This is a genomic window from Mesorhizobium sp. WSM4846 (assembly GCF_055811415.1).
The window spans coordinates 58,661-80,925 of sequence record NZ_JBVVPZ010000022.1 but is presented as its reverse complement, the minus strand read 5'-3'; the positions used below and the strand labels follow the sequence as shown (position 1 = coordinate 80,925).

Genomic DNA, 22,265 nt, shown 5'->3' with positions numbered 1-22,265 from the left:
TATTGCCCCCGCTTGCAGCGCCGCGTGCCCCTCAGGGCGCGCCAAGGACGCTGTAGCTTTTTGATTTGCGCATGACCCTTTCCGAAGATCGATTTCAGGTCATGCGCTGGAAACGGGTAAAAACGAGACAATGGCAGGCGTAGAACAGATCACGGTGAAGGCCGGCGAGGCGGGCATGCGGCTCGACCGCTGGTTCAAGACCCATTTTCCGGGCCTTGGCTTCGGCCATCTGCAAAAACTGCTGCGCTCCGGCCAGATCCGTGTCGATGGCGGCAGGGTTAAGGCCGATACCCGCGTCGAGCCGGGCCAGACGGTTCGCATCCCACCGCTCGAAGTGGACAAGAAGGGCGAGAGCCCGCTCACCGGTCACTCGATTCGCAACCAGGGCGACGCCGACGTTTTGGCCAAGATGCTGATCCATGAAGATCCAAAAGTGTTTGTCTTCAACAAGCCGGCCGGCCTCGCCGTCCAGGGTGGCTCAGGTGTCACCCGCAATGTCGACGACATGCTGGAAGCCTGGCGCAGCCAGAAGGGCGAGAAACCGCGTCTGGTGCACCGGCTCGACCGCGACACGTCAGGCGTGCTGGTCGTCGCCCGCACCAGGCTCGCCGCCATGAAGCTTGCCGAGGCGTTCCGGGCGCGTGAGACCAAGAAGACCTATTGGGCGCTGGTCAAGGGCGTGCCGCCGAAGCGCGAGGACAAGATCTCGACTTGGCTGATCAAGGAACCGACGCCCGACGGCGACCGCGTGCGCGTCGCCAAGCATGGCGAAAAGGGCGCCGACCACGCAGTGTCTTATTACCGGATCGTCGAGCAGGCGGCGCAGACCCTGTCCTGGCTGGAGATGGAACCCTATACCGGCCGCACCCACCAGCTTCGCGTCCATGCCGCTCACATCGGCTGCCCGATCATCGGCGATCCCAAATATTTCGAGGCCGATACCAATTGGGATTTTCCCGGCGGCATGCAGAACCGCTTGCATCTGCACGCGCGCCGCATCGTCATCCCGCATCCCGACAAGGGTTTCATCGACGTCACCGCACCGATGCCGCCGCATATGCGCCAGAGCTGGAACCTGATCGGCTTCGACGACGCCAGCGCGGAGGACTAGTTCCAGTGGGCATGGCCACAGATACGCTCGACCGTCGCGACAGGGTCGACATGGCCGCCGCCGCCATCATGGTCGGGCTGACCTTTTCCTGGGGGCTGAACTACGTCGCCGCCAAGATCTCCTATGCCGGCTACGATCCCGTTTTCCTGTCGATCGCACGGTCGGTCATCGGCGGGCTGTGCGTTCTCGTCTGGTGCCGCTGGCGCGGCATTGCGCTTTTTACCCGCGACGGAACCCTTGTCGCCGGCATTCTGGCAGGCGCGCTTTTTGGTCTCGAGTTCCTGTTTCTCTATGTCGGGCTCGAACAGACGACCGTCGCGCGCAACACCTTGCTGGTCAACACCATGCCGTTCTGGGTGCTGGTCGGCGGGCATTTCCTGCTCAACGAACGCATCACCGCGCGCCGGCTCGTCGGCCTTCTGCTCGCTTTCGCCGGATTGGTCGCGGTGTTCTCCGACCAGTTGAGCGCCGATAACGGTGCGACCCTGATTGGTGATCTGCTCAGTCTCGGCGCCGGCATTCTGTGGGCTTTGACCTACATCGTCATCAAGCGCACGAAACTGGCGGAAACGAGCGCCGAGAAGTTGCTGCTCTACCAACTGGCCGGCGCTGCGATGGTCGGCGCCTTGGTGCTGCCTTTCGCCGGGCCGCCCGTCCGCGACTTCGCCGCTTTGCCGACCTTGGCCTTGCTTTTCCAGGCGGTCTACATCGTCGCCTTCACCTATGTGCTCTGGTTCTGGTTGCTGCGGCGCTATCCGGCATCGGGCCTGTCGAGCTTCACCTTTCTTTCGCCGGTGTTCGGCGTTCTGTGCGGCGCCATCTTCTTGAACGAGCCGCTGACCATCCGTATTTTCCTGGCACTCGGCCTCATCGCAGCCGGTCTGATCATTGTGAATCGGCCGGCCCGAAAACAGATCCCCGGATGAAAGGCTCCGGCATGCGCGATATTCTCAACGACCTCGAAGCGGGAAAGCAGCTTTCCGATCCGGATCCGGTACGCCGTGCCCAGATCCAGATGAAGACGCATCTGCCGAAACGCTTCTACAAAACCGTCTCGGTCGCACCGGCCGAAGCTGGTTTTGCGGTTCATCTCGATGGCAAGCCGGTCCGTACGCCGGGCAAAGCGCTTCTGATCCTGCCGACCGAAAAAGCCGCCGCTCTGGTCGCCGGCGAGTTCGCTGCGCAAGGCGAGACGATCGACCCGATGACGATGCCGGTCATGCGTCTGGTCAACACGGCTATCGACGGCGTCGCCAGCGACCCGCAGGCGGTTTTGGAAGACATCCTGCGCTTTGCCTCGTCCGACCTGCTCTGCTATCGCGCCGAAGCCCCCCAAGGGCTCGTCGATCGGCAGAACGAATATTGGGACCCCGTCATCGATTGGGCGCGGAGCGCGCTCGGCGCCCGGTTTCAACTCGCCGAAGGGGTGATCCATGTCGAGCAGCCGCGCGAGAGCATCGCGGTGCTCGGCGTTCATCTTGCCCAGCGTGCCGACGCGCTCCGGCTTGCCGCCATCCACGTCATGACGTCGCTGACGGGATCGGCACTGCTGGCGCTGGCCGTCGATTTCGGCGAGATCGACGGCGAGGCAGCATGGGCCGCCGGCCATGTCGACGAGGACTGGCAGGCCGAGCACTGGGGCCATGACGCGGAAGCCGTCGCCCGCCGTGCCCACCGCAAGCGCGACATGATGGCCGCCGTCGGTCTCCTCGAGGCGCTCAAGGGCTGACGGCAATCGCCCCCCTCAATTCGTTTCGTCTTGCTCATCAGAGCGACGTGCGTCCAGTTGGGCGCACTATGCATCGTGCTTTCCGAACATCGATTCCGATGTTCGGGCCGATCCATTGGACCAAAGTCATAATCCCAAAGACGGGCTGCCTCTGGGCGGCGCTTTCTGTCACTTCTCGCGGCGATAGCTGCCCGAGTTCGTGTCCAGAGGCGACACCGCGCAGCATCAAGCACAGCGAGATGTCACGGGAGGACGAATTCATGGCAATGGCAGCGACCGCCGGCAGAGCAAGCCGCGGAATGACGCGGGAAGAGAAGAAAGTCATCTTCGCTTCCTCGCTCGGCACCGTTTTCGAATGGTACGATTTCTATCTCTACGGCGCATTGGCGGCAGCGATCGGCTCGACATTCTTCAACTCGTATCCGGAAGCGACGCGCAACATCTTTACGCTGCTGGTTTTCGCCGCTGGCTTCCTCGTGCGCCCGTTCGGCGCGCTGGTGTTTGGCCGCATCGGTGATCTCGTAGGTCGCAAATACACCTTTCTCGTCACCATCATGATCATGGGCCTGTCGACCTTCCTGGTCGGCCTGCTGCCTGGTTCGGCAAGCTGGGGCATTGCAGCGCCTATTATCCTGATTGCGCTGCGAATGCTGCAGGGCCTGGCGCTCGGTGGTGAATATGGCGGTGCGGCGACCTATGTGGCCGAGCATGCGCCCGACGACCGTCGCGGCTTCTACACATCGTGGATCCAGACGACGGCGACGCTCGGCTTGTTCCTGTCGCTGGTCGTCATCCTTATCGTGCAAAATTCGCTGAGCAAGGAGGATTTCGAGGCCTGGGGCTGGCGTGTTCCATTCCTGCTCTCAGCCATTCTGCTCGGCATATCGGTCTGGATTCGCCTGTCGCTTGCCGAATCGCCGACCTTCCAGCGGATGAAGGACGAGGGTAAGGGCTCCAAGGCGCCGCTGACGGAAGCCTTCGGACAGTGGAAAAATGCCAAGATCGCCATTTTGGCGCTTTTCGGCCTTACTGCCGGCCAGGCCGTGGTTTGGTACAACGGCCAATTCTACGCGCTGTTTTTCCTGCAGAACGTGCTCAAGGTCGACGGCCAGTCGGTCAACATCATGATCGCCATCGCGCTGGCGCTCGGCACGATCTTCTTTGTCGTGTTCGGCTGGCTCTCCGACAAGATCGGCCGCAAGCCGATCATCATGGCGGGCCTGGCGCTGGCGATCGTCACCACCTTCCCGCTGTTCAAGGCGCTGACCTGGGCAGCCAATCCGGCGCTCGCCACCGCACAGCAAAACACCCGTGCCACGATTACCGCCGCGCCTGGCGACTGCAAGTTCCAGTTCAATCCGACCGGAACGCGCAAGCCTTTGACGTCGTGCGATATTGCGACGGACTTCCTTGCCAAGAGCTCGGTGCCCTATGACATTGTCACGACAGCGGCACCGGGGACCGCGGCCAGTGTCAAGATCGGCACCGCAACGGTGACGTCCTACGATGCCGTGGCAGCCGCAGACAAGGCCACTTCAAGCGACGCCGCGTTCAAGAAGGCAATCAACATTGCATTGCGGGACGGCGGCTATCCGCTGAAGCGTGGTGCGGCCAAGGTCGCCGACCAGAAGCTCGACGCCTTCGTAGCGGCCAATCCGGAACTGAAGCTCGACGCCGCCGCAATCCGCGCCGGCGACAAGACGACGGTTGCGGCCGACCGGGCGGTCAAGGACAAGCTGCTGACGGCCGATGAGGCCGCGACGGTGCCCGAGATCACCGTCTACAACGTCCCGGCGGCAGGCGCCTTTGCGATGTTTGCCGACCCTGAACAGGTCAACTGGGCAAAGGTCATCGTCGTCCTGTTCATCCTGGTCGTTTACGTGACCATGGTCTACGGACCGATCGCCGCGATCCTGGTAGAAATGTTCCCGACCCGCATCCGCTATACCGGCATGTCGTTGCCCTATCACATCGGCAATGGCTGGTTCGGCGGCCTGCTGCCGGCGACGGTGTTCGCGCTCAGCGCCTACAGCGGCGATATCTATTACGGCCTCTGGTATCCGGTGGTGATCGCGGCGATGTCGCTGATCATCGGTACGATCTTTGTTAGGGATACGCTGGGAACGGACTTGCACGCCAAGACCTGATCCTCGCCTGACAGCAAAAATGAAAAGCCCGGCGCGAGCGATCGCGCCGGGCTTTGCTTTGCAATTCGTCAAAAGCGATGCGGAGGAATGGTTTAGCTGTTCCGGTCCTGTTTTTCTTCCTCGATGGCCGCTTCGTGATACCAGCCACTTCCGAAATCCGTACGGTTGCGCAATGAAGCAAGTTCTGCCGCGAACTTAGCCTTTCCGCTTAAATTTGAGGCAGAAGCGCGCGCTGCCACCGGAAACATCAGGATTTTGGCCGACTGACGGGTAGGAGTGATTTCCATTGTCGGTCTCCCTTCTTGTGCAGAGCCTTGCCGATTCAATCTTTCCCGAAGATAGGTTCTGCAATCCAGTTAGGCAATATGATTATAAAAAGATCAGTATCTGCCTGTTATTTATGCAGAAAATGCTTGTGATTGATCCGGACGCATTGCGATTACGCGGCAGCGGATTTGTCGGGATGCGGCGTCAGTTTTGTCGCATCCTTGGCCGGCGAGAATGGCACACGAATTGCTTTTTAATAATCTGGCAGGTCGGCTGCAGGGTGGCTGGCATGCCGGCGCCGTCCAAGGTTCGGTGATCAAAGCAACGAGAGGCTAGAATGACGAAATACAAGCTCGAGTACATTTGGCTCGATGGATACACCCCGGTTCCCAACCTTCGTGGAAAGACGCAGATCAAGGAATATGCCGAATTCCCGACGCTCGACCAGCTTCCGTTGTGGGGCTTCGACGGTTCCTCGACCATGCAGGCCGAAGGCCACTCGTCCGACTGCGTGCTGAAGCCGGTCGCCATCTATCCGGATCCCGCGCGCAGCAATGGCGTGCTCGTCATGTGCGAAGTCATGATGCCGGACGGCGTGACGCCGCATGCATCCAACAAGCGCGCCACCATCCTCGACGACGAGGGCGCCTGGTTCGGCTTCGAGCAGGAGTATTTCTTCTACAAGGATGGCCGCCCGCTCGGCTTCCCCGAGAGCGGCTACCCCGCGCCGCAAGGCCCGTACTACACCGGCGTCGGCTACAGCAACGTCGGCAACGTCGCCAGGCAGATCGTCGAGGAGCATCTCGACCTTTGCCTTGCCGCCGGCATCAACCATGAAGGCATCAACGCCGAGGTGGCCAAGGGCCAGTGGGAATTCCAGATTTTTGGCAAGGGCTCCAAGAAGGCCGCCGATCAGATGTGGATGGCCCGCTACCTGATGCAGCGCCTCACCGAGAAATACGGCATCGATATCGAATACCACTGCAAGCCGCTCGGCGACACCGACTGGAATGGTTCCGGCATGCACGCCAACTTCTCGACCGCTTATATGCGCGAAGTCGGCGGCAAGGACTATTTCGAGGCGCTGATGGCAGCCTTCGACAAGAACCTGATGGATCACATCGCCGTCTACGGCCCGGACAACGACAAGCGTCTGACCGGCAAGCATGAGACCGCGCCATGGAACAGGTTTAGCTATGGCATCGCCGATCGCGGCGCCTCGATCCGCGTGCCGCATTCGTTCATCAACAACGGCTACAAGGGCTATCTCGAGGATCGCCGCCCGAACTCGCAGGGCGACCCCTACCAGATCGCTTCGCAGATCCTGAAGACGATCGCCTCCGTCCCGACCAGCGCCGAGGTTTCGGCCGCCGCTTGAGCGCTCGTCACGGCGCGGAACTGAGTGTCTGCGCCGTGACTGCTCTCCGTCGCGTCGGCCTTTTGTCAGTGAGTGTTCGCCATCCCCAACAAAAACCCCGCCGGACCGCTCCGGCGGGGTTTAGTTTGTCGCTTAGCTCGTCCGCTCAGACCGAATAATACATGTCATACTCGACCGGGTGCGGGGTCATTTCGAAGCGCATCACTTCGGCCATCTTGAGCTCGATGTAGCTGTCGATCTGGTCGTCGTCGAAGACGCCGCCGGCCTTCAGGAAGCCGCGGTCCTTGTCGAGGCTCTGCAGCGCTTCGCGCAGCGAACCACAGACGGTCGGGATCTTCTTCAGTTCCTTAGGCGGCAGGTCGTAGAGATCCTTGTCCATCGGCTGTCCCGGGTGGATCCTGTTCTTGATGCCGTCGAGCCCGGCCATCAGCATGGCGGCAAAGGCGAGGTAGGGGTTGGCGCCCGGATCGGGGAAGCGGACCTCGACGCGCTTGGACTTCGGTGACGAGCCGAATGGAATGCGGCAGGAGGCAGAGCGGTTGCGGGCCGAATAGGCGAGCAGCACCGGCGCTTCATAGCCCGGCACCAGGCGCTTGTAGGAGTTGGTTAGCGGGTTGGTGAAGGCGTTGATGGCCTTGGCATGCTTGATGATGCCTCCGATGTAGAACAGGCAGCTCTCCGAGAGGCCGGCATATTCATTGCCGGCGAAGGTCGGCTTGCCGCCCTTCCAGATCGACTGGTGGACGTGCATGCCCGAGCCGTTGTCGCCGAAGACCGGCTTCGGCATGAAGGTGGCCGTCTTGCCGTAGGCGTTGGCGACCTGGTGCACGACATACTTGTAGATCAGCATCTTGTCGGCGTTGCGGACCAGCGTGTCGAACTTGATGCCGAGCTCGTGCTGGGCAGCGGCCACTTCGTGGTGGTGCTTTTCGACACGCACGCCCATTTCGGCGAGCACGGTCAGCATTTCGGAGCGCATGTCCTGCGCCGAGTCGATCGGCGGCACCGGGAAATAGCCGCCTTTGATGCGCGGGCGGTGGCCCAGATTGCCGGTCTCGTAGTCAGTGTCGTCGTTGGACGGCAATTCGGTGGAGTCGAGCTTGAAGCCGGTGTTGTACGGATCGGCCTTGTACTTGACGTCGTCGAACACGAAGAACTCGGCTTCCGGGCCGACGAAGATCTGATCGCCGATGCCTTCCGCCTTCATATAGGCTTCAGCCTTCTTGGCGGTGCCGCGCGGGTCGCGGTTGTAGGATTCTCCGGAGATCGGATCGAGGATATCGCACAGGATGACCATGGTCGACTGCGCGAAGAACGGGTCCATATGCACCGTCTCGGTGTCGGGCATCAGCACCATGTCGGACTCGTTGATCGCCTTCCAGCCGGCGATGGAGGACCCGTCGAACATGACGCCGTCGGCAAACATGTCTTCCTCGACCTCAACGACATCCATCGTCACGTGCTGCAGCTTGCCCTTCGGATCTGTGAAGCGCAGGTCAACGAATTTCACGTCGTTGTCCTTGATCTGCTTCATGATGTCTTTGGCTGTCGTCATGTCATGTTTCCCTGTCTGATGACGTTTCGAGGAGATGATCTGAAATCAGAATCCTCAGACCGCGTCCATCCCTGTTTCGCCGGTGCGGATGCGCACGACTTCCTCGATGTTGGAGACGAAGATCTTGCCGTCGCCGATGCGGCCGGTCTGGGCCGCCTTGCGAATGGCTTCGATCGCGCCTTCGACCGCGTCGTCGCCGAGCACGACCTCGATCTTCACCTTGGGCAGAAAATCCACGACATATTCAGCGCCGCGATAGAGTTCGGTATGGCCCTTCTGCCGGCCAAAACCCTTGGCCTCCGTTACGGTGATGCCCTGCAGCCCGGCCTCCTGAAGCGCTTCCTTCACTTCGTCTAGCTTGAACGGCTTGATAATCGCTTCGATCTTTTTCATGTAAAAAGTGGCCTCCACTGTCAAAAAAGACGGGTTGTGAGCCCCGCTTGCGCCTCTTTCAAGCACGAACTGTGCCAATTTGAGGGGATTCGAAGCGGTATCACGCGATTTCGATGCCATGCCGCGTTGAGGGCTAAATTCGCGTCATTCGCTGCATTGGCTGCGTCATGGATACTGGGAACCTACACATTGTCGACGCTACCGTCCGCACAATAATTGGGCAGATAGAGCATTTCGCGGGCAATTGTGCTTCGAGGACGCCATTGTCCCTAACGATGTGCTTACAGATCGTGCCATTTCATCGCCGTTTGCTTCGAACCGAAAACTGGACAATGTTTGGCCACAGGGATCGGGGTTTGACCACAGGGATCGGGGTTTGACCACAAGGAACGGAGTTTGACCACAGGATCGGCTTGAGCCAATGCGGATCGGCATCCATGAGCAATGAAATTCTGTCTCCGGCCGAAATGGCTGAGGCCGACCGGCTGACGATTTCCGCCGGATCATTCGACGGCATTGTCCTGATGCGCAATGCAGGTGGCGCAGTCGCTGCGGTGGTGCTCGCCCATTTTCCGGCTGCCAGGCGCGTCCACGTGCTGTGCGGGCCTGGCAACAATGGCGGCGATGGCTATGTCGTCGCCCGCATTCTAAGGGACAGCGCCGTCGACGTGTTGCTGTGGGCATCCGGCTCGCCCAAAGCCGACAGCGACGCGGCGCTCGCCGCGTCGGAATGCCGGGTCAGTCCACGGCCGCTGTCGGAATTTGCTGCCGATAAAGGTTCGATCCTGGTCGATGCGCTTTATGGGGCGGGGCTGTCCAAGCCGCTGTCCGGTGATGCCGCCAGGGCGGTCGAGGTTGCGACAGAACTGAACCTGCCTGTCGTCGCGGTCGATCTGCCCTCAGGCGTGTCAGGCGACAGTGGCCAGATTCTCGGCCAGGCATTCCGCGCCCAATTCACGGTAACATTCGCGCGAAAAAAGCCCGGCCATCTGCTGTTGCCGGGGCGCGGGATGTGCGGCGAGCTGGTGCTTGCCGATATCGGCATTAGCGACGATATCGTTGCTCAGCTTGAACCGCTCACCTTCGAGAACATCCCGCCGATTTGGCTCGAAAATTTCCCGGTCCCAGCAGTCGACGCGCATAAATACAGGCGCGGCCATGTCGGCGTCTTTTCCGGCGGGCCATCGGCGACGGGTGCCGCACGGCTGTCGGCGCTTGCCGCGGCCAGAAGCGGGGCAGGGGCGGTGACCGTGCTGTCGCCGGCGAATGCCGTGCAGGTGAATGCCGCGCATCTGACTTCGATCATGCTGAAAAAGGCCGACAGCATCGCGGACGTGCAGGAATTCATCGAGGGCCGCCGGCCATCGGCATTTGTCCTCGGACCCGGATTTGGCGTTGGCGAGAAAACACGCGATTTTGCCCTTGGCGTACTGGCCACCGGGGGGCGGCAAGACGGCAAGGTCGACGGGCTGGTGCTCGATGCCGATGGCATCACTTCGTTTCGCGATACGCCCGACGTTCTGTTCGAAGCCGCCCGTCGTCTGAACGCGCCAGCGCTGGTGCTGACGCCGCATGAGGGCGAATTCGCCAGGCTGTTTGCGGACATCGCCGCAGACAAGACCCTGTCCAAGCTGGCCAAGGCGCGCACTGCCGCCGCGCGTGTCGGCGCCATCGTCGTCTACAAGGGCGCGGACACGGTGATCGCGGCGCCCGATGGCAGGGCGGCGATCAACGGCAACGGCGCGCCATGGCTGGCCACCGCCGGTTCGGGCGACGTGCTGTCGGGCATCATCGCCGGCCTCCTGGCACAAGGCATGCCGGCTTTCGAAGCCGCCTGCGCGGCGGTCTGGATTCATGCTGAGGCCGGCAGCCGTTTCGGACCTGGGCTGATCGCTGAAGACTTGCCGCTGGCGCTGGTGCCGGTGCTGCGCGAGCTTGCCGAAAATCGCAACGGGATAACCGCTGAATGAACCGTCGGCTCGCCCTGATCGCCGTGATTCTCGCCAATTTTTTCTTGGCCAGCCTGGCGCGCGCCGAAGGTCCGGTGATGATCGTCGACGATCCGGCCGTGCTGGCCGCTCTCGACGCCAGGGGTTTTGATTTCGCCGGCATTTTCGATGTCGACGGCAAGGGCGACCTGAAGACGCTCTACGACAGGGCGCCGGCCTATCATCGGATCATCGAAACGATTGCCGGCGATGTCGCCGCGCTGCGCGCCGAGATGAAGGCTGGCGGGCGGTCGCTCTACGAAGTCACCGACGGCAATGTCGGCCGCATCATCGACATGCGCTGGCTGAAGACCGACGCCGCGCGCTTTCGGCTGGTCGGTGTCGTCAACCGGCTCGATCGGCGTGATTTCGCCGAAATAGGAGGCGATGGGGGCTGCGGCGAGGTCCGTTTCATCTACCGCCTTGCCTACAGCTTCAAGAAAAACGGCAAGGTTCTGGCCTCGCGCTTGCCGTTCAATTTCAATGCCATCTATAGCGCCGCGCCGGACGCCGATGGCGGCTGCGTCGGCGTTGCCGGACGCTGGACGCCGCAGCTCGATGAGACCATCGATATCGGCTGGCTCATCGGCGGGCCGCTTGAAAGGGCCGGGCTGAGCTTCAAGCAGCTCGAGCTCAACGCCCAGATTGTGCGCTTTCCCTCCGGCCAGGAGACCGAATTTGGCGGCCAGGCTGCCTACCTCATGCGGATTTTTGGCGTCGGTGGAGAGACGGTCAGCGAAAAGCCGCTGGAAAACACGCCCGACTTGGCGCGGCTTGCCGACGACGCCGCGCTGAAAGCAAAACTTTCCGACTATATCAGCGCCAATGTCGCGGCGGTCGATCTCGGCGTCTACGAAATCCCGGATGAATTCCTGGCCAAGAAAGTCGTCTCGTGGTCGACTTTCGGCAGCGCAAGGCAGGCCAATCACCCGTTCACGCCGCTGTTCCAGCCCGCGGATTTTTCCGGGCTGGACTATTCCGCGCTGAAGCTGCTGCGCACGCCGGAAGCGCTGTTCGAGCGGCTCGACAATGGCGCCTGCCAGGGTTGTCATCAGGCTGGTTCGACCGCCGGTTTCCATTTCATCGGCCTCGACGACAAGACGACATCGCCGCTGAACCGCATCGAGGTCGGCATCTCGCCGCATCTTCATGCCGAGATGCCGCGGCGCGAAGCCTGGCTGCGTGCGACCGCCGACGGCAAGGAGCCGAACCGCCTCCGCCCGCTGTCCTTCGCGCCGCCGGCCGCATGGAAAGACGCCCGCGAGGTCGCTTACGCACCGGCCGGGAAGGCGATGCCGTGTTTGATGCCGGAGGATGCGGCCCGCTTCGGCGCGACCTGGCAATGCGGCGGCGGCACCGTCTGCACGGCGCTGGCGACGGCATCGGGGGTGCGGACGAAACTGGCGCAATGCCTGCTGCCCAAGGACAGCGAAAAGATGTTTTCCGGCCATCCATGCCTGACCGGCTCGATCGCCAGCAACGGCACGCAGCCTTTCAATGACCGCTACAGCATTACCGGCCAGTTCTCTGCCTTCGCCACCGACATGTCGCGCACCGCCTACACCTGCCGGCCGCCGAAGATCGGTGTGCCGGCCGGCATCGCCTATCGCGGATGCAATGACAAGGACCGTGCCTTTGCCGGCTTCAAGCCGGGCAAGCCGATGCCGAACGAGATCTGCGGCCTGGTCGGCGGCAAGAAATTCGACATCTGCGTGGCGACCAATAATTTCGACCAGTGCTTGGGCGGCGCCGTTAACCGCGGCAACCGGCCGGCTTGCTCGGCCGACCATTTCTGCCGCGAAGATTACATGTGCCAATCGCTGCCGCCCGATACGCCCGGTATCGGCAAGGTGAAAGGTGTCGGTTTCTGCTCGCCAACCTATTTTATCTTCCAGATGCGCATCGACAATCATGCCACGCCGTGGTCTGGAGCCGTCCGCGCGACGATGGGCGCTGGGTTCGGCGCCGCGGAAGCGGAGTGAGCTTTTGCGGTGGTCGCTTTCGCGACATCAGCGCCTCACAACGGAATGTTGTCGTGCTTCTTCCAGGGGTTCTGCATATCCTTGTTGCGCAGCATGCGCAGCGCACGCGCAATGCGGCGGCGGGTCGAATGCGGCATGATCACCTCGTCAACATAGCCGCGCTCGGCGGCGACGAAGGGCGACAGGAAGCGATCCTCGTAAGCCTTTGTATGAGCTGCGATCTTCTCCGCATCGCCGATGTCCTTGCGATAGATGATCTCGACCGCGCCCCTGGCGCCCATCACTGCGATCTGCGCCGTCGGCCAGGCATAGTTCATGTCGCCGCGCAGATGCTTCGACGCCATCACGTCATAAGCGCCGCCATAGGCTTTTCGGGTGATCACGGTGATCTTCGGGACGGTCGCTTCGGCATAGGCGAACAAGAGCTTGGCGCCGTGCTTGATCAGGCCGCCATATTCCTGTGCGGTGCCGGGCAGGAAGCCTGGCACGTCGACGAAGGTGACGATCGGAATCGAGAAACAGTCGCAGAAGCGCACGAACCGCGCCGCCTTGCGACTGGCGTCCGAATCGAGCACGCCGGCCAGCACCATCGGCTGGTTGGCGACGAAGCCAACCGTGCGCCCTTCGACGCGCCCGAAACCGGTGACGATGTTTTTCGCAAAATCCTGCTGGATCTCGAAGAAATCACCCTCATCGGCAACTTTAAGGATCAACTCCTTGATGTCGTAGGGTTTATTGGCATTGTCGGGGATCAGTCGGTCGAGCGACAGATCGTCATCGATGACCGACTGATAACATTCGATCTCGGGGATTTCAGCCGTGTTGGAGGCAGGCAGCAGATCGACCAGTCGGCGCATCTGCAGCAGCGCCTCGACGTCATTGTCGTAAGCGCCATCGGCAATCGACGACTTCGTCGTGTGAACCAAGGCGCCGCCGAGGCTCTCGGCGGTTACCGTCTCGTTGGTGACGGTCTTCACCACGTCCGGGCCGGTGACGAACATATAAGAGGTTCCGCGCACCATGAAGATGAAGTCGGTCATTGCCGGCGAATAGACGTCGCCGCCGGCGCAGGGGCCCATAATCACTGAAATCTGCGGGATGACGCCGGAGGCGAGCACATTGCGCTGGAAGATCTCGGCATAGCCGCCAAGTGCTGCCACGCCTTCCTGGATGCGGGCCCCGCCGGCGTCGTAGAGGCCGATGATCGGCGCGCGGTTGCGCAGCGCCATCTCCTGCACCTTGACCACCTTTTCGGCGTGGGCTTCGGACAGCGAGCCGCCGAACACGGTAAAGTCCTTGGCGAAGACATAGACCGGCCGGCCGTTGACGGTACCCCAGCCGGTGACGACGCCGTCGCCGGCGATCTTGGTTTTTTCCATGCCGAAATCGGTCGAGCGATGCTCGACATACATGTCGAACTCCTCGAACGAGCCTTCGTCGAGAAAGACGTCGATGCGTTCGCGCGCGGTGAGTTTGCCCTTCTTGTGCTGAGCGTCGATACGGGCCTTGCCGCCGCCCATGCGCGCCATGGCGCGGCGGCGCTCGAGTTCCTTCAGCACGTCCTTCATCGCTCGGTCCCCAAAACGGAAAGCTGATTTGTGGTAATCATGGCGGCAAGGGAGCGCAAGCGCGGCTTTTCGGCCTGCTTTGTTTTCGCAACGCTGGCGTGCTTTCGCCGCCGATCTCGATACGCTGGCGGGCATAGCTGGCCGTCTGTTAGGTGCGGCTTACCAAGCGCCCCCCGCTACCTCAACATGGATCATCTGCGCGAGCACAAGAAGGAGAACCTGAGGGTACTGGCCGCCTGAGACGCGGCCCGCCATGTCCGCCGCTCCGCTAAACACGGGGGCTGCGCGGCGGACACGCAAACGTCACCGCTGAATGCCACGCCATTTTTTGCAGAACTTGACGCACACAACTAACTTCTTGGCAGGCATTCGCCGGATATGGCAAACTGAACTCATGAAAAACAGCATAGAAATATCCGAGGATTTGAACCGCCGGATCGACATATTGGCCTCGCGCTCAACCCTGACTCGCGATCAGATCATTGAGGACGCGTTGTCCCATGGCCGTTCTCTGGCGTGGCAGGAAAAGTGGGTCGCCGGTGTTCAGGCGGGGATCGAGGCCGCCGACCGTGGAGACTTCGCAAACGAAGAAGAGATTGCGGCGGTTCTCAACAAATATGGTCAGGCATAGCGGTCGGTGCGAATTGTCTGGACTCGACACTATCTGATCGAGCTTGCATCAATCGGCGACTACATCGGCCAGCGTAACCCGCGTGCTGCCGCCCGCCTCGTCAATGACATTCATTCAAAAACTGCTCGGCTGTTGTCTGCCAATCCGTTTATCGGACGTGTCGGCGAGATTAAAGGCACTCGTGAACTGGTGATTTCCGGCACTCCCTACGCGTGGCGTATCGGGTGAAAGACACTCAAATAGAAGTTCTGTTCGTCCAGCATGGGGCGAGGGAATGGCCGGGTTAAGTTTGAGCAGACGTTCACGGCTGCTCTTCTTGACTGGTTCGCTGCGCTGCAACATGACGGCCCTTGCATTTCGCGGCGAACTGGGCCATATGCGGCGGCATAGGCGCTTGGGCCGGACTATCCGGCCTTCTCGACGAATGAGACTGGTTGCGTCTGTTTTCCCTCTTTCCGACATATCGGCAAGGCGGCGAAAAAGCCCCGTGGCATGATGCCTGCGGGCACGACAGCGCAGCCGTGCGGACGATAACGTCCGCCCGCCTTGTCGTTTTCATGACAGTTTTTTCGACGGCAGGTTGCGCCCTGCCGCCATCGATGTTTGCGGCCAGGAGCCGCGTGAAAGAAGAATATTTTGACCAACGAAAACACTCTGACCGGCAAGAACACTCTGCCCGGTAAAGACACTGGGGAACTTTCGGGTTTCGCAGCACTTGGCATTACGGGCGCGCTGCTCAAGGCTACCCATGGCGCAGGCTTCACCGAGCCGAAGCCGATCCAGGCCCAGGCGATCCCGCCGCAGCTGGAAGGCCGTGACATTTTCGGCATCGCCCAGACCGGTTCGGGCAAGACCGCGGCGTTCGCGCTGCCGATCCTGTCGAAGATCATCGCGCTCGGCACCAAGCGCCGGCCGAAGACCGCTCGTGCGCTGATCCTGGCGCCGACGCGTGAGCTCGCCGTGCAGATCGAAGAGATGATCAAGCTGCTCGCCAAGGGCGCGCATGTCTCGACAGCACTCGTGCTTGGCGGCGTCTCGCGCTTCAGCCAGGTGAAGAAGATCGCTCCCGGCGTCGACATTTTGATTGCCACGCCCGGCCGGCTGACCGATCTGGTGCGCGAGGGCGACCTCGTGCTTGCCGACACCAAATGGCTGGTGCTCGACGAAGGCGACCGCATGCTCGACATGGGCTTCATCAACGACGTCAAGCGCATCGCCAGGGCGACCGCGCCGGACCGTCAGACGGTGCTGTTCTCGGCGACCATGCCGGCCGAAATCGCCGAGCTGGCGAAAGGCCTGCTGAAGAACCCGATCCGCGTCGAAGTAGCGCCGCACAGCACTGCGGCGGCCGAGATTGTGCAGGGCGTCGTCTTTGCCCGCACCAAGCAAAAGCGCCAGGTTCTGGCGACGATGCTCGCCGACCAGGCGATGAAGTCGGTCATCATCTTTTCGCGCACCAAGCATGGCGCCGACAGGGTGACCAAGGATCTCGATCGCGATGGCTTCAAGGCCGCCGTCATCCACGGCAACAAGTCGCAGAACGCCCGCCAGAAGGCGCTGAACGATTTCCGCGACGGTTCGGTGCGCATTCTTGTGGCAACCGATATCGCCGCGCGCGGCATCGACGTGCCCGGCATCAGCCACGTGGTGAATTTCGACCTGCCGGACGAGGCCGAGAGCTATGTCCACCGCATCGGCCGCACCGGTCGTAACGGCATGGACGGCATCGCCATCACGCTTTGCGACCCGTCCGAGAACAGCAAGCTGCGCCAGGTCGAGCGCATCATCCGCACCAAGCTGCCGATCGTTGCCGACCATCTCGGCAGTCCCGACCCGCAGCGCAATCCTGCCGAAAAGAACGAGCGCAGCTTCGAGCCGGCCAATGACCGCAACGGTCGTCGCGACGGCAGGCGGCCGGGCGGCCACAACAACGGCAACAAGCGCTTCGGCGACAAGCCGGCCTTCGCCGGCGAGCGCAAGGCGGAAGGGGCCAAGGCGTTCAAGGGCAACAACAAGCGTCGTTTCGGCGGCAAGCGGCCAGCAGCGCGGGCTGCGTAACCGGATAGTGCATCCGGCCCGCGCCGGTCGGCTCGGCCCGGCTGCTCACAATTGAAAAAGGCGATCGGAGCGATGCTTCGGTCGCCTTTTTCGCCTGAGACCTACTTCACCACCGCCTGTACCCACACGAGAATGCGCTGGGCGAGGAAAGCTGTGGTTGCTGGCGACAGCGCGTCTCCGGCAATGACATGATTGTCCCGATCGCCGGTATCGTCGACCGGCACCAGTTCGTGCGCCGCGCCCCAGCGCCCGGCGATGTCGCGGGTGCGGTCCGGCCGCACGATCTTGTCCGAATCGGAAAAGATGAACAGGGCAGGGATGGTCGCCTTCTCCACCGGCGCGCCATAGGCTAGCTCGGTCAGCGCCACCATCGGCAGCGTCGCCGCGATCGGATAGCGCCAGGTCCAGAATTTCTCGTGCAGCGCATTGCGCGGCGCGAAGCTGCGCTCCTTGCCGGCGACCAGCTCGGCGATCTCTCGGCCCCACGGCATGATCAGAAGTTCGGCGCCGGAAGCCTTGACGCCGAAATTCGGCGAGATGAACGCTATGGCCGCCACCCCGTCCGATGCGCCCGGCTGCGTCGCAGCCCAGGCTGCCAGCGAGCCGCCGGTCGAGGTGGCGATGACGATCACCTTGTCGCCGATCGCTCGGCCGATGGCGAGCGCTTCCTCATAGTCGTTGATCCAGGCGTTGACGCTGCCGTCCGCCATCGCGGCACCGCCCTGTCCGTGACCGGTGAGACGGGTGTAGTAAAGATTGGCGTCGAGCTGGTCGGCCACCTCGTCGGGAAGCGGACGAACCTCGCCCTTCGACGCCGAAAAGCCGTGGATATAGACGATCGACAGCGGCGTCCTGGCGTGAACCATCGGATTGACCCAGATGATTTCCTTTTCCAGCCCGTCGTGGATATCAGGTACGGCCGCCTCCTTGCGTGCCAGATAGGCTTGCGGGTCATCGCCGATCACGGAAGGATCGAAGCGGATCGTGGTGTCGGCTGGGACGCGCGGGCCGAAGACGTAGGCAAGGACGAGAATGACGGCGAGACCCAATACCGCAAGCACGATCCGTCGCCCCATCGCAGACTCCATGCAATTAATCTCAACCTATGGCCACGAAGGCAAACAGGCAACGACGTCCCGCCGGCGGCGGGAGCGCCAACTTGATGGCCGGTTTATTCGCTCGGCGGCTTGCGGTCGAACTTCAGCGGACGCGCCTTCCAGCGGGTCGCGGTGCTGATGACCCATCGCCAGAACGGTCTCGGCAGGATTCTGAGCAGCTTCAGGCCCCAGCACAAGCGCCACGGGAAGGTGACTTCGAAGCCGCCGGATTTGATGCCGCGCGCCATGCGGCGCGAGGCGCGATTGACGGGCATCAGCCCGGGCATCGGCAACAAATTCTTCTCGGTCAGCGGGGTGTCGACGAAGCCCGGGTTTATCACCTGGATGCGGACGTTCATCTTGTCGAAATCGTACTTCAGCGACTCGGCGAGGATATTGATCGCCGCCTTGGTGCCGCCATAGGCGGCCGTGGTCGGCCAGCCGAAATAGGCAGTGACCGAACCGACATATGGCCGCGCGCGCGGACGCGCATGCGCTCGATGACCGGCACCAGGCCATTGATGATGCCGAAATAATTGACATCGAAGGACTGGCGAAATCCACCGACAGTGAGGTCTTCGCCGACGGTCGCAATATAGCTCCCGGCATTGAACACGGCCAAGACGATCGGGCCGAGATCCTTCTCGATCGCCGCGACCGTCCTTGCCATGCGTTCTTCGTCGGTGACGTCGCAAGGATAGGCCGTGACGTGGCCCGGCATCTGCGCCGTCTCGACAACAAGCGTGTCGATCGGATCGTCGTCGAGCGCCGTCACCGCGACGACATGGCCTTGCGCCGCAAGGTCCTTGGCCAGTGAACGGCCGATGCCGCTGCTGCCGCCGGTAATCCAGGCGACGCCGTGCTTCGGGTCGGCCCGATAGAGTGTCATGCTATGCGCTGCGACTTTTTCTTAGCCTGTGCTCTAGCGGTGAAGAAATCGGATGAAAAGAGCGCTTTTCAATGGTGAGCGTCAATGATTGGCTCAACGCAACATCTGTTTTAGGAAATTGCAGCCCGGAAATGCCGCTGGACCAGGCAAATTCTTGCCTTGAAACCCAAGCTTCGGGTTTCTAGGGTTCGGCCGCAAGCATAAAGGAATCTCCATGCCCCGTTCTGTGATCGAAGCGATCGGCAATACGCCTCTGATCCGCCTCAACAAAGCCTCGGAAGAAACCGGCTGCGAGATCCTGGGCAAGGCCGAATTCATGAATCCGGGCCAGTCGGTCAAGGACCGTGCCGCGCTGTTCATCATCCGCGACGCCGAGCAGCGCGGACTTTTGAGGCCGGGCGGGGTGATTGTCGAGGGGACGGCCGGCAACACCGGCATCGGATTGACGCTGGTTGCCAAGGCGCTTGGCTACCGCACCGTAATCGTCATCCCGGAGACGCAAAGCCAGGAGAAGAAGGACACGATCAGATTGCTCGGCGCCGAGCTGATCGAGGTGCCTGCCGTTCCCTACAAGAACCCCAACAATTATGTGAAACTGTCGGGCCGTCTGGCCGAGCAGATGGCCCGGTCCGAGCCGAACGGCGCGATCTGGGCCAATCAGTTCGACAACGTCGCCAACCGTGATGGCCATACCCGCACCACGGCGGAAGAAATCTGGGCCCAGACCGGCGGCAAGGTCGACGGTTTCGTCTCGGCGGTCGGCTCCGGCGGAACGCTGGCCGGCGTCGCCTTCGGGCTCAAGGCCAGGAGCAAGGACGTCAAGATCGCACTCGCCGATCCGCTCGGTGCGGCGCTCTACAGTTTTTACACCAGCGGTGAGCTGAAATCCGAAGGCAGCTCGATCACCGAAGGCATCGGCCAGGGGCGGGTCACCGCCAATCTGGAAGGGTTCACGCCGGATTTCTCCTTCCAGATTCCGGACGAGGATGCACTGCCGATCGTCTTCGACCTGATCCAGGAGGAAGGCCTGTGCGTCGGCGGCTCGACCGGCATCAACATTGCCGGCGCGATCCGGCTGGCACGTGAGATGGGTCCCGGCCATACCATTGTGACTGTGCTTTGCGACTACGGCACGCGCTATCAGTCGAAATTGTTCAACCCGGAATTCCTGCGTCAAAAGCAGCTGCCGGTGCCGGGCTGGATGGAACAGCCGAGCACAATCTCGGTGCCGTTCGAAAAGGTTGCGTGATGGCTTACAGGACGGATGCCCTGTTTCGCGACGACCCCTATCTCAGGACGGCTGATGCCGTGGTTGTCGCCGTCAACGACCGTGGCGGCATCATTCTGGACCGGACGATCTTCTATGCCACGTCGGGCGGGCAGCCTGGCGATACGGGCACCCTCGAACGCGCCGACGGCAGCCTGATCGCTGTTGCCGCCACCATCACCGGTGAGACCAAGGATGACATCATCCATGTGCCGCCGCCTGAGCAGGCGGTGCCTGAGGTCGGCGAGCCGGTAAAGCTTGCCCTCAATTGGGAGAGGCGGCATCTGCTGATGCGCATGCACACAGCCTGCCACTTGCTTACCGTCGTCTGCCCGTTCCCGATCACCGGCGCCTCGGTTTCCGAGGACGACAGCCGTATCGATTTCGATATTCCGGATGCCGGCTTCACCAGGGAAGACGGGACGGCCCGGCTGATGGAATTGGTGCGGGCCGACCACCCGGTCTTTGTCAGGCTGATCACCGACGAGGAACTGGCGGCCAATCCGGGACTGGTGAAATCGAAGAATGTTCGGCCGCCGGTCGGCATGGGCAAGATCCGCTTGGTCTGCATTGGCGAGAACGCCTCGATCGACAGCCAGCCTTGCGGCGGCACTCATGTGAAGAGCACTGGAGAAGTCGGCGAGATACATATCGGCAAGATCGAGAAGAAGGGTCGCGAGAACCGGCGCTTCCGAATACGCTTTGGACCAATGCCGCCGGCCTGATAAACAGCCGGCCTGATAAACAGATTGTCGAAGGCGGGCAGGAGAAGAACAATGGCCGAAGACAGCCCTTTCACCGTCGATGCGGACTGGTTGCAGAAGCGCCTCGGCGAGCCTGGCCTGACCATCGTCGACGCGTCCTGGTATTTGCCGGCGCAGAAACGCGACGCGCGCGCCGAATATGACGCAGCGCACATTCCGGGCGCCCGTTTCCTGGATCACGATGCGATCTCGGATCCTGATTCCCTACTGCCGCACACACTGCCGTCGCCGCAGCATTTCGCCCAATATGTCGGCGCCATGGGCATTTCGGCCGACGACACCATCGTTGTCTATGACGGCCCGGGCTTCTTCTCGGCGCCGCGCGCCTGGTGGATGTTCCGTGTCATGGGGGTGTTCCAGGTCTACATATTGGACGGCGGCTTCGATCGCTGGAAAGCCGAGGGACGGCCGGTGACGGCGGAGCCGACGAAGATCGCGCCTTGCGTGTTCCATGCCGACTTCGATGCCGCTCGCGTCGCCAGCCTGGCCGACATGCGCCGGATCGTCGAGACCGGAGAAAGCCAGATCGCCGACGCGCGTTCGCCTGGCCGGTTTGCCGGTACCGAGCCGGAGCCTCGCGCCGGCGTCCGCTCGGGCCATATGCCCGGCGCGCGCAATGCGCCGTTTTCGGCGCTTGCCAAGGATGGCGAGCTGCTGTCGAAAGACCGGTTGCGCAAGGTGATCGAGGACGCCGGCATCGACCTGTCAAAGCCGGTCGTCACCTCTTGCGGCTCAGGCGTTACGGCGGCGGCGATCACGCTGGCGCTCGAGACGCTAGGCCACACTGACAACAGGCTCTACGACGGTTCATGGACCGAATGGGGTGGGCTTGTCGATACGCCCGTCGTGACGGGCAAGGACTGACTGTGATGGAAAACGGCGCGCTTGAAGACATCGAGGTCACGGTGACGTTTCTCGAAATGCATGCGCCGCCGGCCTATTCGCCGCCGCTGCCGTACAACCGCCAGATCGCATTGCTGAAAACCAAGGACATTCCGCTGCATTTCTACCGCTATTTGATGGATCGGGTGGGCCGCAAATGGCACTGGGTCAACGTGCTGAGGCTGAGCGACGAGGAGCTTTCTGCCGGGATCCACCGCGAGGACCGGGACATCAGGGTGCTGTATCTCGACGGCTCGCCGGCCGGCTTTTTCGACCTGAAGCCGCATCTGCCGGGAGAAGTGGAACTTGCCTATTTTGGCATGATGGAGCACGCCACCGGCCAGGGCATCGGCCGCTGGTTCCTGGGTGCGGCGATCGACGCCGCCTGGTCGCACGGACCAAGGCGGGTGACGGTGCAGACCTGCACGCTCGACCATCCAGCGGCATTGCCGCTCTATCAGAAGCTCGGCTTTGAACCAGTCGCGCAAAAGAAGGAGATGGTGCATCCAATGACCTTCGCCGAACGTGCGGCCAGCGTCATGCGGCCATGATTTTCTCC

Annotated in this window: 18 protein-coding genes and 2 pseudogenes; 14 read left to right on the top strand and 6 right to left on the bottom strand. The window is 62.0% G+C overall.

All coding sequences use genetic code 11. The annotated features are described in order from the left end of the window. Nucleotides 1-130 precede the first annotated feature (130 nt). The 4 genes from AC0L15_RS19225 (at nucleotide 131) to AC0L15_RS19210 (ending at nucleotide 4,987) form a co-directional block, all read left to right on the top strand. The gene (locus tag AC0L15_RS19225) at nucleotides 131-1,111 is read left to right on the top strand and encodes an RluA family pseudouridine synthase (RefSeq protein ID WP_287248032.1); all 981 of its coding nucleotides are present in this window, start codon (nucleotides 131-133) and stop codon (nucleotides 1,109-1,111) included. Between the two features lie 11 nt (nucleotides 1,112-1,122). After that, the gene (locus tag AC0L15_RS19220; RefSeq protein WP_287067831.1) at nucleotides 1,123-2,037 is read left to right on the top strand and encodes a DMT family transporter; all 915 of its coding nucleotides are present in this window, start codon (nucleotides 1,123-1,125) and stop codon (nucleotides 2,035-2,037) included. A gap of 11 nt (nucleotides 2,038-2,048) precedes the next feature. Continuing rightward, nucleotides 2,049-2,840, top strand: a complete 792-nt coding sequence (locus tag AC0L15_RS19215; protein WP_287248030.1) for an ATP12 family chaperone protein — start codon at nucleotides 2,049-2,051, stop codon at nucleotides 2,838-2,840. A 260-nt stretch (nucleotides 2,841-3,100) separates the two neighbouring features. After that, complete coding sequence (locus tag AC0L15_RS19210) at nucleotides 3,101-4,987, top strand: MFS transporter (RefSeq protein ID WP_287248029.1); 1,887 nt, start codon at nucleotides 3,101-3,103, stop codon at nucleotides 4,985-4,987. Between the two features lie 92 nt (nucleotides 4,988-5,079). Here the strand turns inward: AC0L15_RS19210 and AC0L15_RS19205 are convergent, their stop codons facing one another. Next, nucleotides 5,080-5,274, bottom strand: a complete 195-nt coding sequence (locus AC0L15_RS19205) for a DUF2735 domain-containing protein (protein WP_027154025.1) — start codon at nucleotides 5,272-5,274, stop codon at nucleotides 5,080-5,082. A gap of 317 nt (nucleotides 5,275-5,591) precedes the next feature. Here AC0L15_RS19205 and AC0L15_RS19200 point away from each other — a divergent pair, with 317 nt between their 5' ends. Beyond that, nucleotides 5,592-6,632: a glutamine synthetase beta-grasp domain-containing protein gene (locus tag AC0L15_RS19200; RefSeq protein WP_023799266.1), complete on the top strand. Its 1,041-nt coding sequence runs from the start codon at nucleotides 5,592-5,594 to the stop codon at nucleotides 6,630-6,632. Between the two features lie 145 nt (nucleotides 6,633-6,777). Here AC0L15_RS19200 and glnA read toward each other — a convergent pair whose 3' ends face one another. After that, complete coding sequence (gene glnA, locus AC0L15_RS19195) at nucleotides 6,778-8,187, bottom strand: type I glutamate--ammonia ligase (RefSeq protein ID WP_287248022.1); 1,410 nt, start codon at nucleotides 8,185-8,187, stop codon at nucleotides 6,778-6,780. Nucleotides 8,188-8,241: 54 nt separating this feature from the next. Further along, on the bottom strand, nucleotides 8,242-8,580 hold the full coding sequence (locus tag AC0L15_RS19190; protein WP_006205430.1) for a P-II family nitrogen regulator: 339 nt from the start codon (nucleotides 8,578-8,580) through the stop codon (nucleotides 8,242-8,244). Nucleotides 8,581-9,017: 437 nt separating this feature from the next. On the opposite strand from AC0L15_RS19190, the gene AC0L15_RS19185 reads away from it, so the two are divergent. Then, nucleotides 9,018-10,550 carry an NAD(P)H-hydrate dehydratase gene (locus AC0L15_RS19185; RefSeq protein ID WP_287248021.1) on the top strand — a complete coding sequence of 511 codons (1,533 nt, stop codon included), beginning with the start codon at nucleotides 9,018-9,020 and terminating at the stop codon, nucleotides 10,548-10,550. Next, on the top strand, nucleotides 10,547-12,550 hold the full coding sequence (locus tag AC0L15_RS19180; protein ID WP_473496770.1) for a hypothetical protein: 2,004 nt from the start codon (nucleotides 10,547-10,549) through the stop codon (nucleotides 12,548-12,550). The genes AC0L15_RS19185 and AC0L15_RS19180 overlap by 4 nt, the downstream gene beginning before the upstream one ends. Before the next feature lie 35 nt (nucleotides 12,551-12,585). On the opposite strand, the gene AC0L15_RS19175 is transcribed toward AC0L15_RS19180, so the two are convergent. After that, on the bottom strand, nucleotides 12,586-14,118 hold the full coding sequence (locus tag AC0L15_RS19175) for an acyl-CoA carboxylase subunit beta (RefSeq protein ID WP_287248017.1): 1,533 nt from the start codon (nucleotides 14,116-14,118) through the stop codon (nucleotides 12,586-12,588). 394 nt (nucleotides 14,119-14,512) lie between these two features. On the opposite strand from AC0L15_RS19175, the gene AC0L15_RS19170 reads away from it, so the two are divergent. The 3 genes and pseudogenes from AC0L15_RS19170 (at nucleotide 14,513) to AC0L15_RS19160 (ending at nucleotide 16,807) form a co-directional block, all read left to right on the top strand. Next, a complete protein-coding gene (locus AC0L15_RS19170; protein ID WP_287282700.1) occupies nucleotides 14,513-14,749 on the top strand; it encodes a transcriptional regulator in 237 nt (78 codons plus the stop codon). 6 nt (nucleotides 14,750-14,755) lie between these two features. Then, nucleotides 14,756-15,036: pseudogene (locus AC0L15_RS19165) on the top strand (type II toxin-antitoxin system RelE/ParE family toxin). A gap of 349 nt (nucleotides 15,037-15,385) precedes the next feature. After that, nucleotides 15,386-16,807: a DEAD/DEAH box helicase gene (locus tag AC0L15_RS19160; RefSeq protein WP_287248015.1), complete on the top strand. Its 1,422-nt coding sequence runs from the start codon at nucleotides 15,386-15,388 to the stop codon at nucleotides 16,805-16,807. 101 nt (nucleotides 16,808-16,908) lie between these two features. Here AC0L15_RS19160 and AC0L15_RS19155 read toward each other — a convergent pair whose 3' ends face one another. After that, nucleotides 16,909-17,883 carry an alpha/beta hydrolase gene (locus tag AC0L15_RS19155; RefSeq protein ID WP_287248014.1) on the bottom strand — a complete coding sequence of 325 codons (975 nt, stop codon included), beginning with the start codon at nucleotides 17,881-17,883 and terminating at the stop codon, nucleotides 16,909-16,911. A gap of 95 nt (nucleotides 17,884-17,978) precedes the next feature. After that, nucleotides 17,979-18,793: pseudogene (locus tag AC0L15_RS19150) on the bottom strand (SDR family oxidoreductase). A gap of 214 nt (nucleotides 18,794-19,007) precedes the next feature. Between AC0L15_RS19150 and AC0L15_RS19145 the strand changes: the two are divergent. From AC0L15_RS19145 to AC0L15_RS19130, 4 genes are read left to right on the top strand one after another with little or no spacing between them, the layout of a single operon-like run. Continuing rightward, entirely contained in the window at nucleotides 19,008-20,042 is a 1,035-nt protein-coding gene (locus AC0L15_RS19145) for a cysteine synthase A (protein WP_287067797.1), read from the top strand. Then, on the top strand, nucleotides 20,042-20,785 hold the full coding sequence (locus AC0L15_RS19140; RefSeq protein ID WP_287248013.1) for an alanyl-tRNA editing protein: 744 nt from the start codon (nucleotides 20,042-20,044) through the stop codon (nucleotides 20,783-20,785). The genes AC0L15_RS19145 and AC0L15_RS19140 overlap by 1 nt, the downstream gene beginning before the upstream one ends. Before the next feature lie 51 nt (nucleotides 20,786-20,836). Next, nucleotides 20,837-21,688 carry a 3-mercaptopyruvate sulfurtransferase gene (gene sseA, locus AC0L15_RS19135; protein WP_287248011.1) on the top strand — a complete coding sequence of 284 codons (852 nt, stop codon included), beginning with the start codon at nucleotides 20,837-20,839 and terminating at the stop codon, nucleotides 21,686-21,688. A gap of 5 nt (nucleotides 21,689-21,693) precedes the next feature. After that, nucleotides 21,694-22,257, top strand: coding sequence for a GNAT family N-acetyltransferase (locus AC0L15_RS19130; RefSeq protein WP_027154015.1), 564 nt, complete (start codon nucleotides 21,694-21,696; stop codon nucleotides 22,255-22,257). Nucleotides 22,258-22,265: the final 8 nt, after the last annotated feature.

Bases quoted from the DNA above. Each gene is read 5' to 3' on its own strand.
- AC0L15_RS19225 (WP_287248032.1), top strand. From the start codon at position 131: ATGGCAGGCGTAGAACAGATCACGGTGAAGGCCGGCGAGGCGGGCATG.
- AC0L15_RS19220 (WP_287067831.1), top strand. From the start codon at position 1,123: ATGGCCACAGATACGCTCGACCGTCGCGACAGGGTCGACATGGCCGCC.
- AC0L15_RS19215 (WP_287248030.1), top strand. From the start codon at position 2,049: ATGCGCGATATTCTCAACGACCTCGAAGCGGGAAAGCAGCTTTCCGAT.
- AC0L15_RS19210 (WP_287248029.1), top strand. From the start codon at position 3,101: ATGGCAATGGCAGCGACCGCCGGCAGAGCAAGCCGCGGAATGACGCGG.
- AC0L15_RS19205 (WP_027154025.1), bottom strand. From the start codon at position 5,274: ATGGAAATCACTCCTACCCGTCAGTCGGCCAAAATCCTGATGTTTCCG.
- AC0L15_RS19200 (WP_023799266.1), top strand. From the start codon at position 5,592: ATGACGAAATACAAGCTCGAGTACATTTGGCTCGATGGATACACCCCG.
- glnA (WP_287248022.1), bottom strand. From the start codon at position 8,187: ATGACGACAGCCAAAGACATCATGAAGCAGATCAAGGACAACGACGTG.
- AC0L15_RS19190 (WP_006205430.1), bottom strand. From the start codon at position 8,580: ATGAAAAAGATCGAAGCGATTATCAAGCCGTTCAAGCTAGACGAAGTG.
- AC0L15_RS19185 (WP_287248021.1), top strand. From the start codon at position 9,018: ATGAGCAATGAAATTCTGTCTCCGGCCGAAATGGCTGAGGCCGACCGG.
- AC0L15_RS19180 (WP_473496770.1), top strand. From the start codon at position 10,547: ATGAACCGTCGGCTCGCCCTGATCGCCGTGATTCTCGCCAATTTTTTC.
- AC0L15_RS19175 (WP_287248017.1), bottom strand. From the start codon at position 14,118: ATGAAGGACGTGCTGAAGGAACTCGAGCGCCGCCGCGCCATGGCGCGC.
- AC0L15_RS19170 (WP_287282700.1), top strand. From the start codon at position 14,513: ATGAAAAACAGCATAGAAATATCCGAGGATTTGAACCGCCGGATCGAC.
- AC0L15_RS19155 (WP_287248014.1), bottom strand. From the start codon at position 17,883: ATGGGGCGACGGATCGTGCTTGCGGTATTGGGTCTCGCCGTCATTCTC.
- AC0L15_RS19145 (WP_287067797.1), top strand. From the start codon at position 19,008: ATGCCCCGTTCTGTGATCGAAGCGATCGGCAATACGCCTCTGATCCGC.
- AC0L15_RS19140 (WP_287248013.1), top strand. From the start codon at position 20,042: ATGGCTTACAGGACGGATGCCCTGTTTCGCGACGACCCCTATCTCAGG.
- sseA (WP_287248011.1), top strand. From the start codon at position 20,837: ATGGCCGAAGACAGCCCTTTCACCGTCGATGCGGACTGGTTGCAGAAG.
- AC0L15_RS19130 (WP_027154015.1), top strand. From the start codon at position 21,694: ATGGAAAACGGCGCGCTTGAAGACATCGAGGTCACGGTGACGTTTCTC.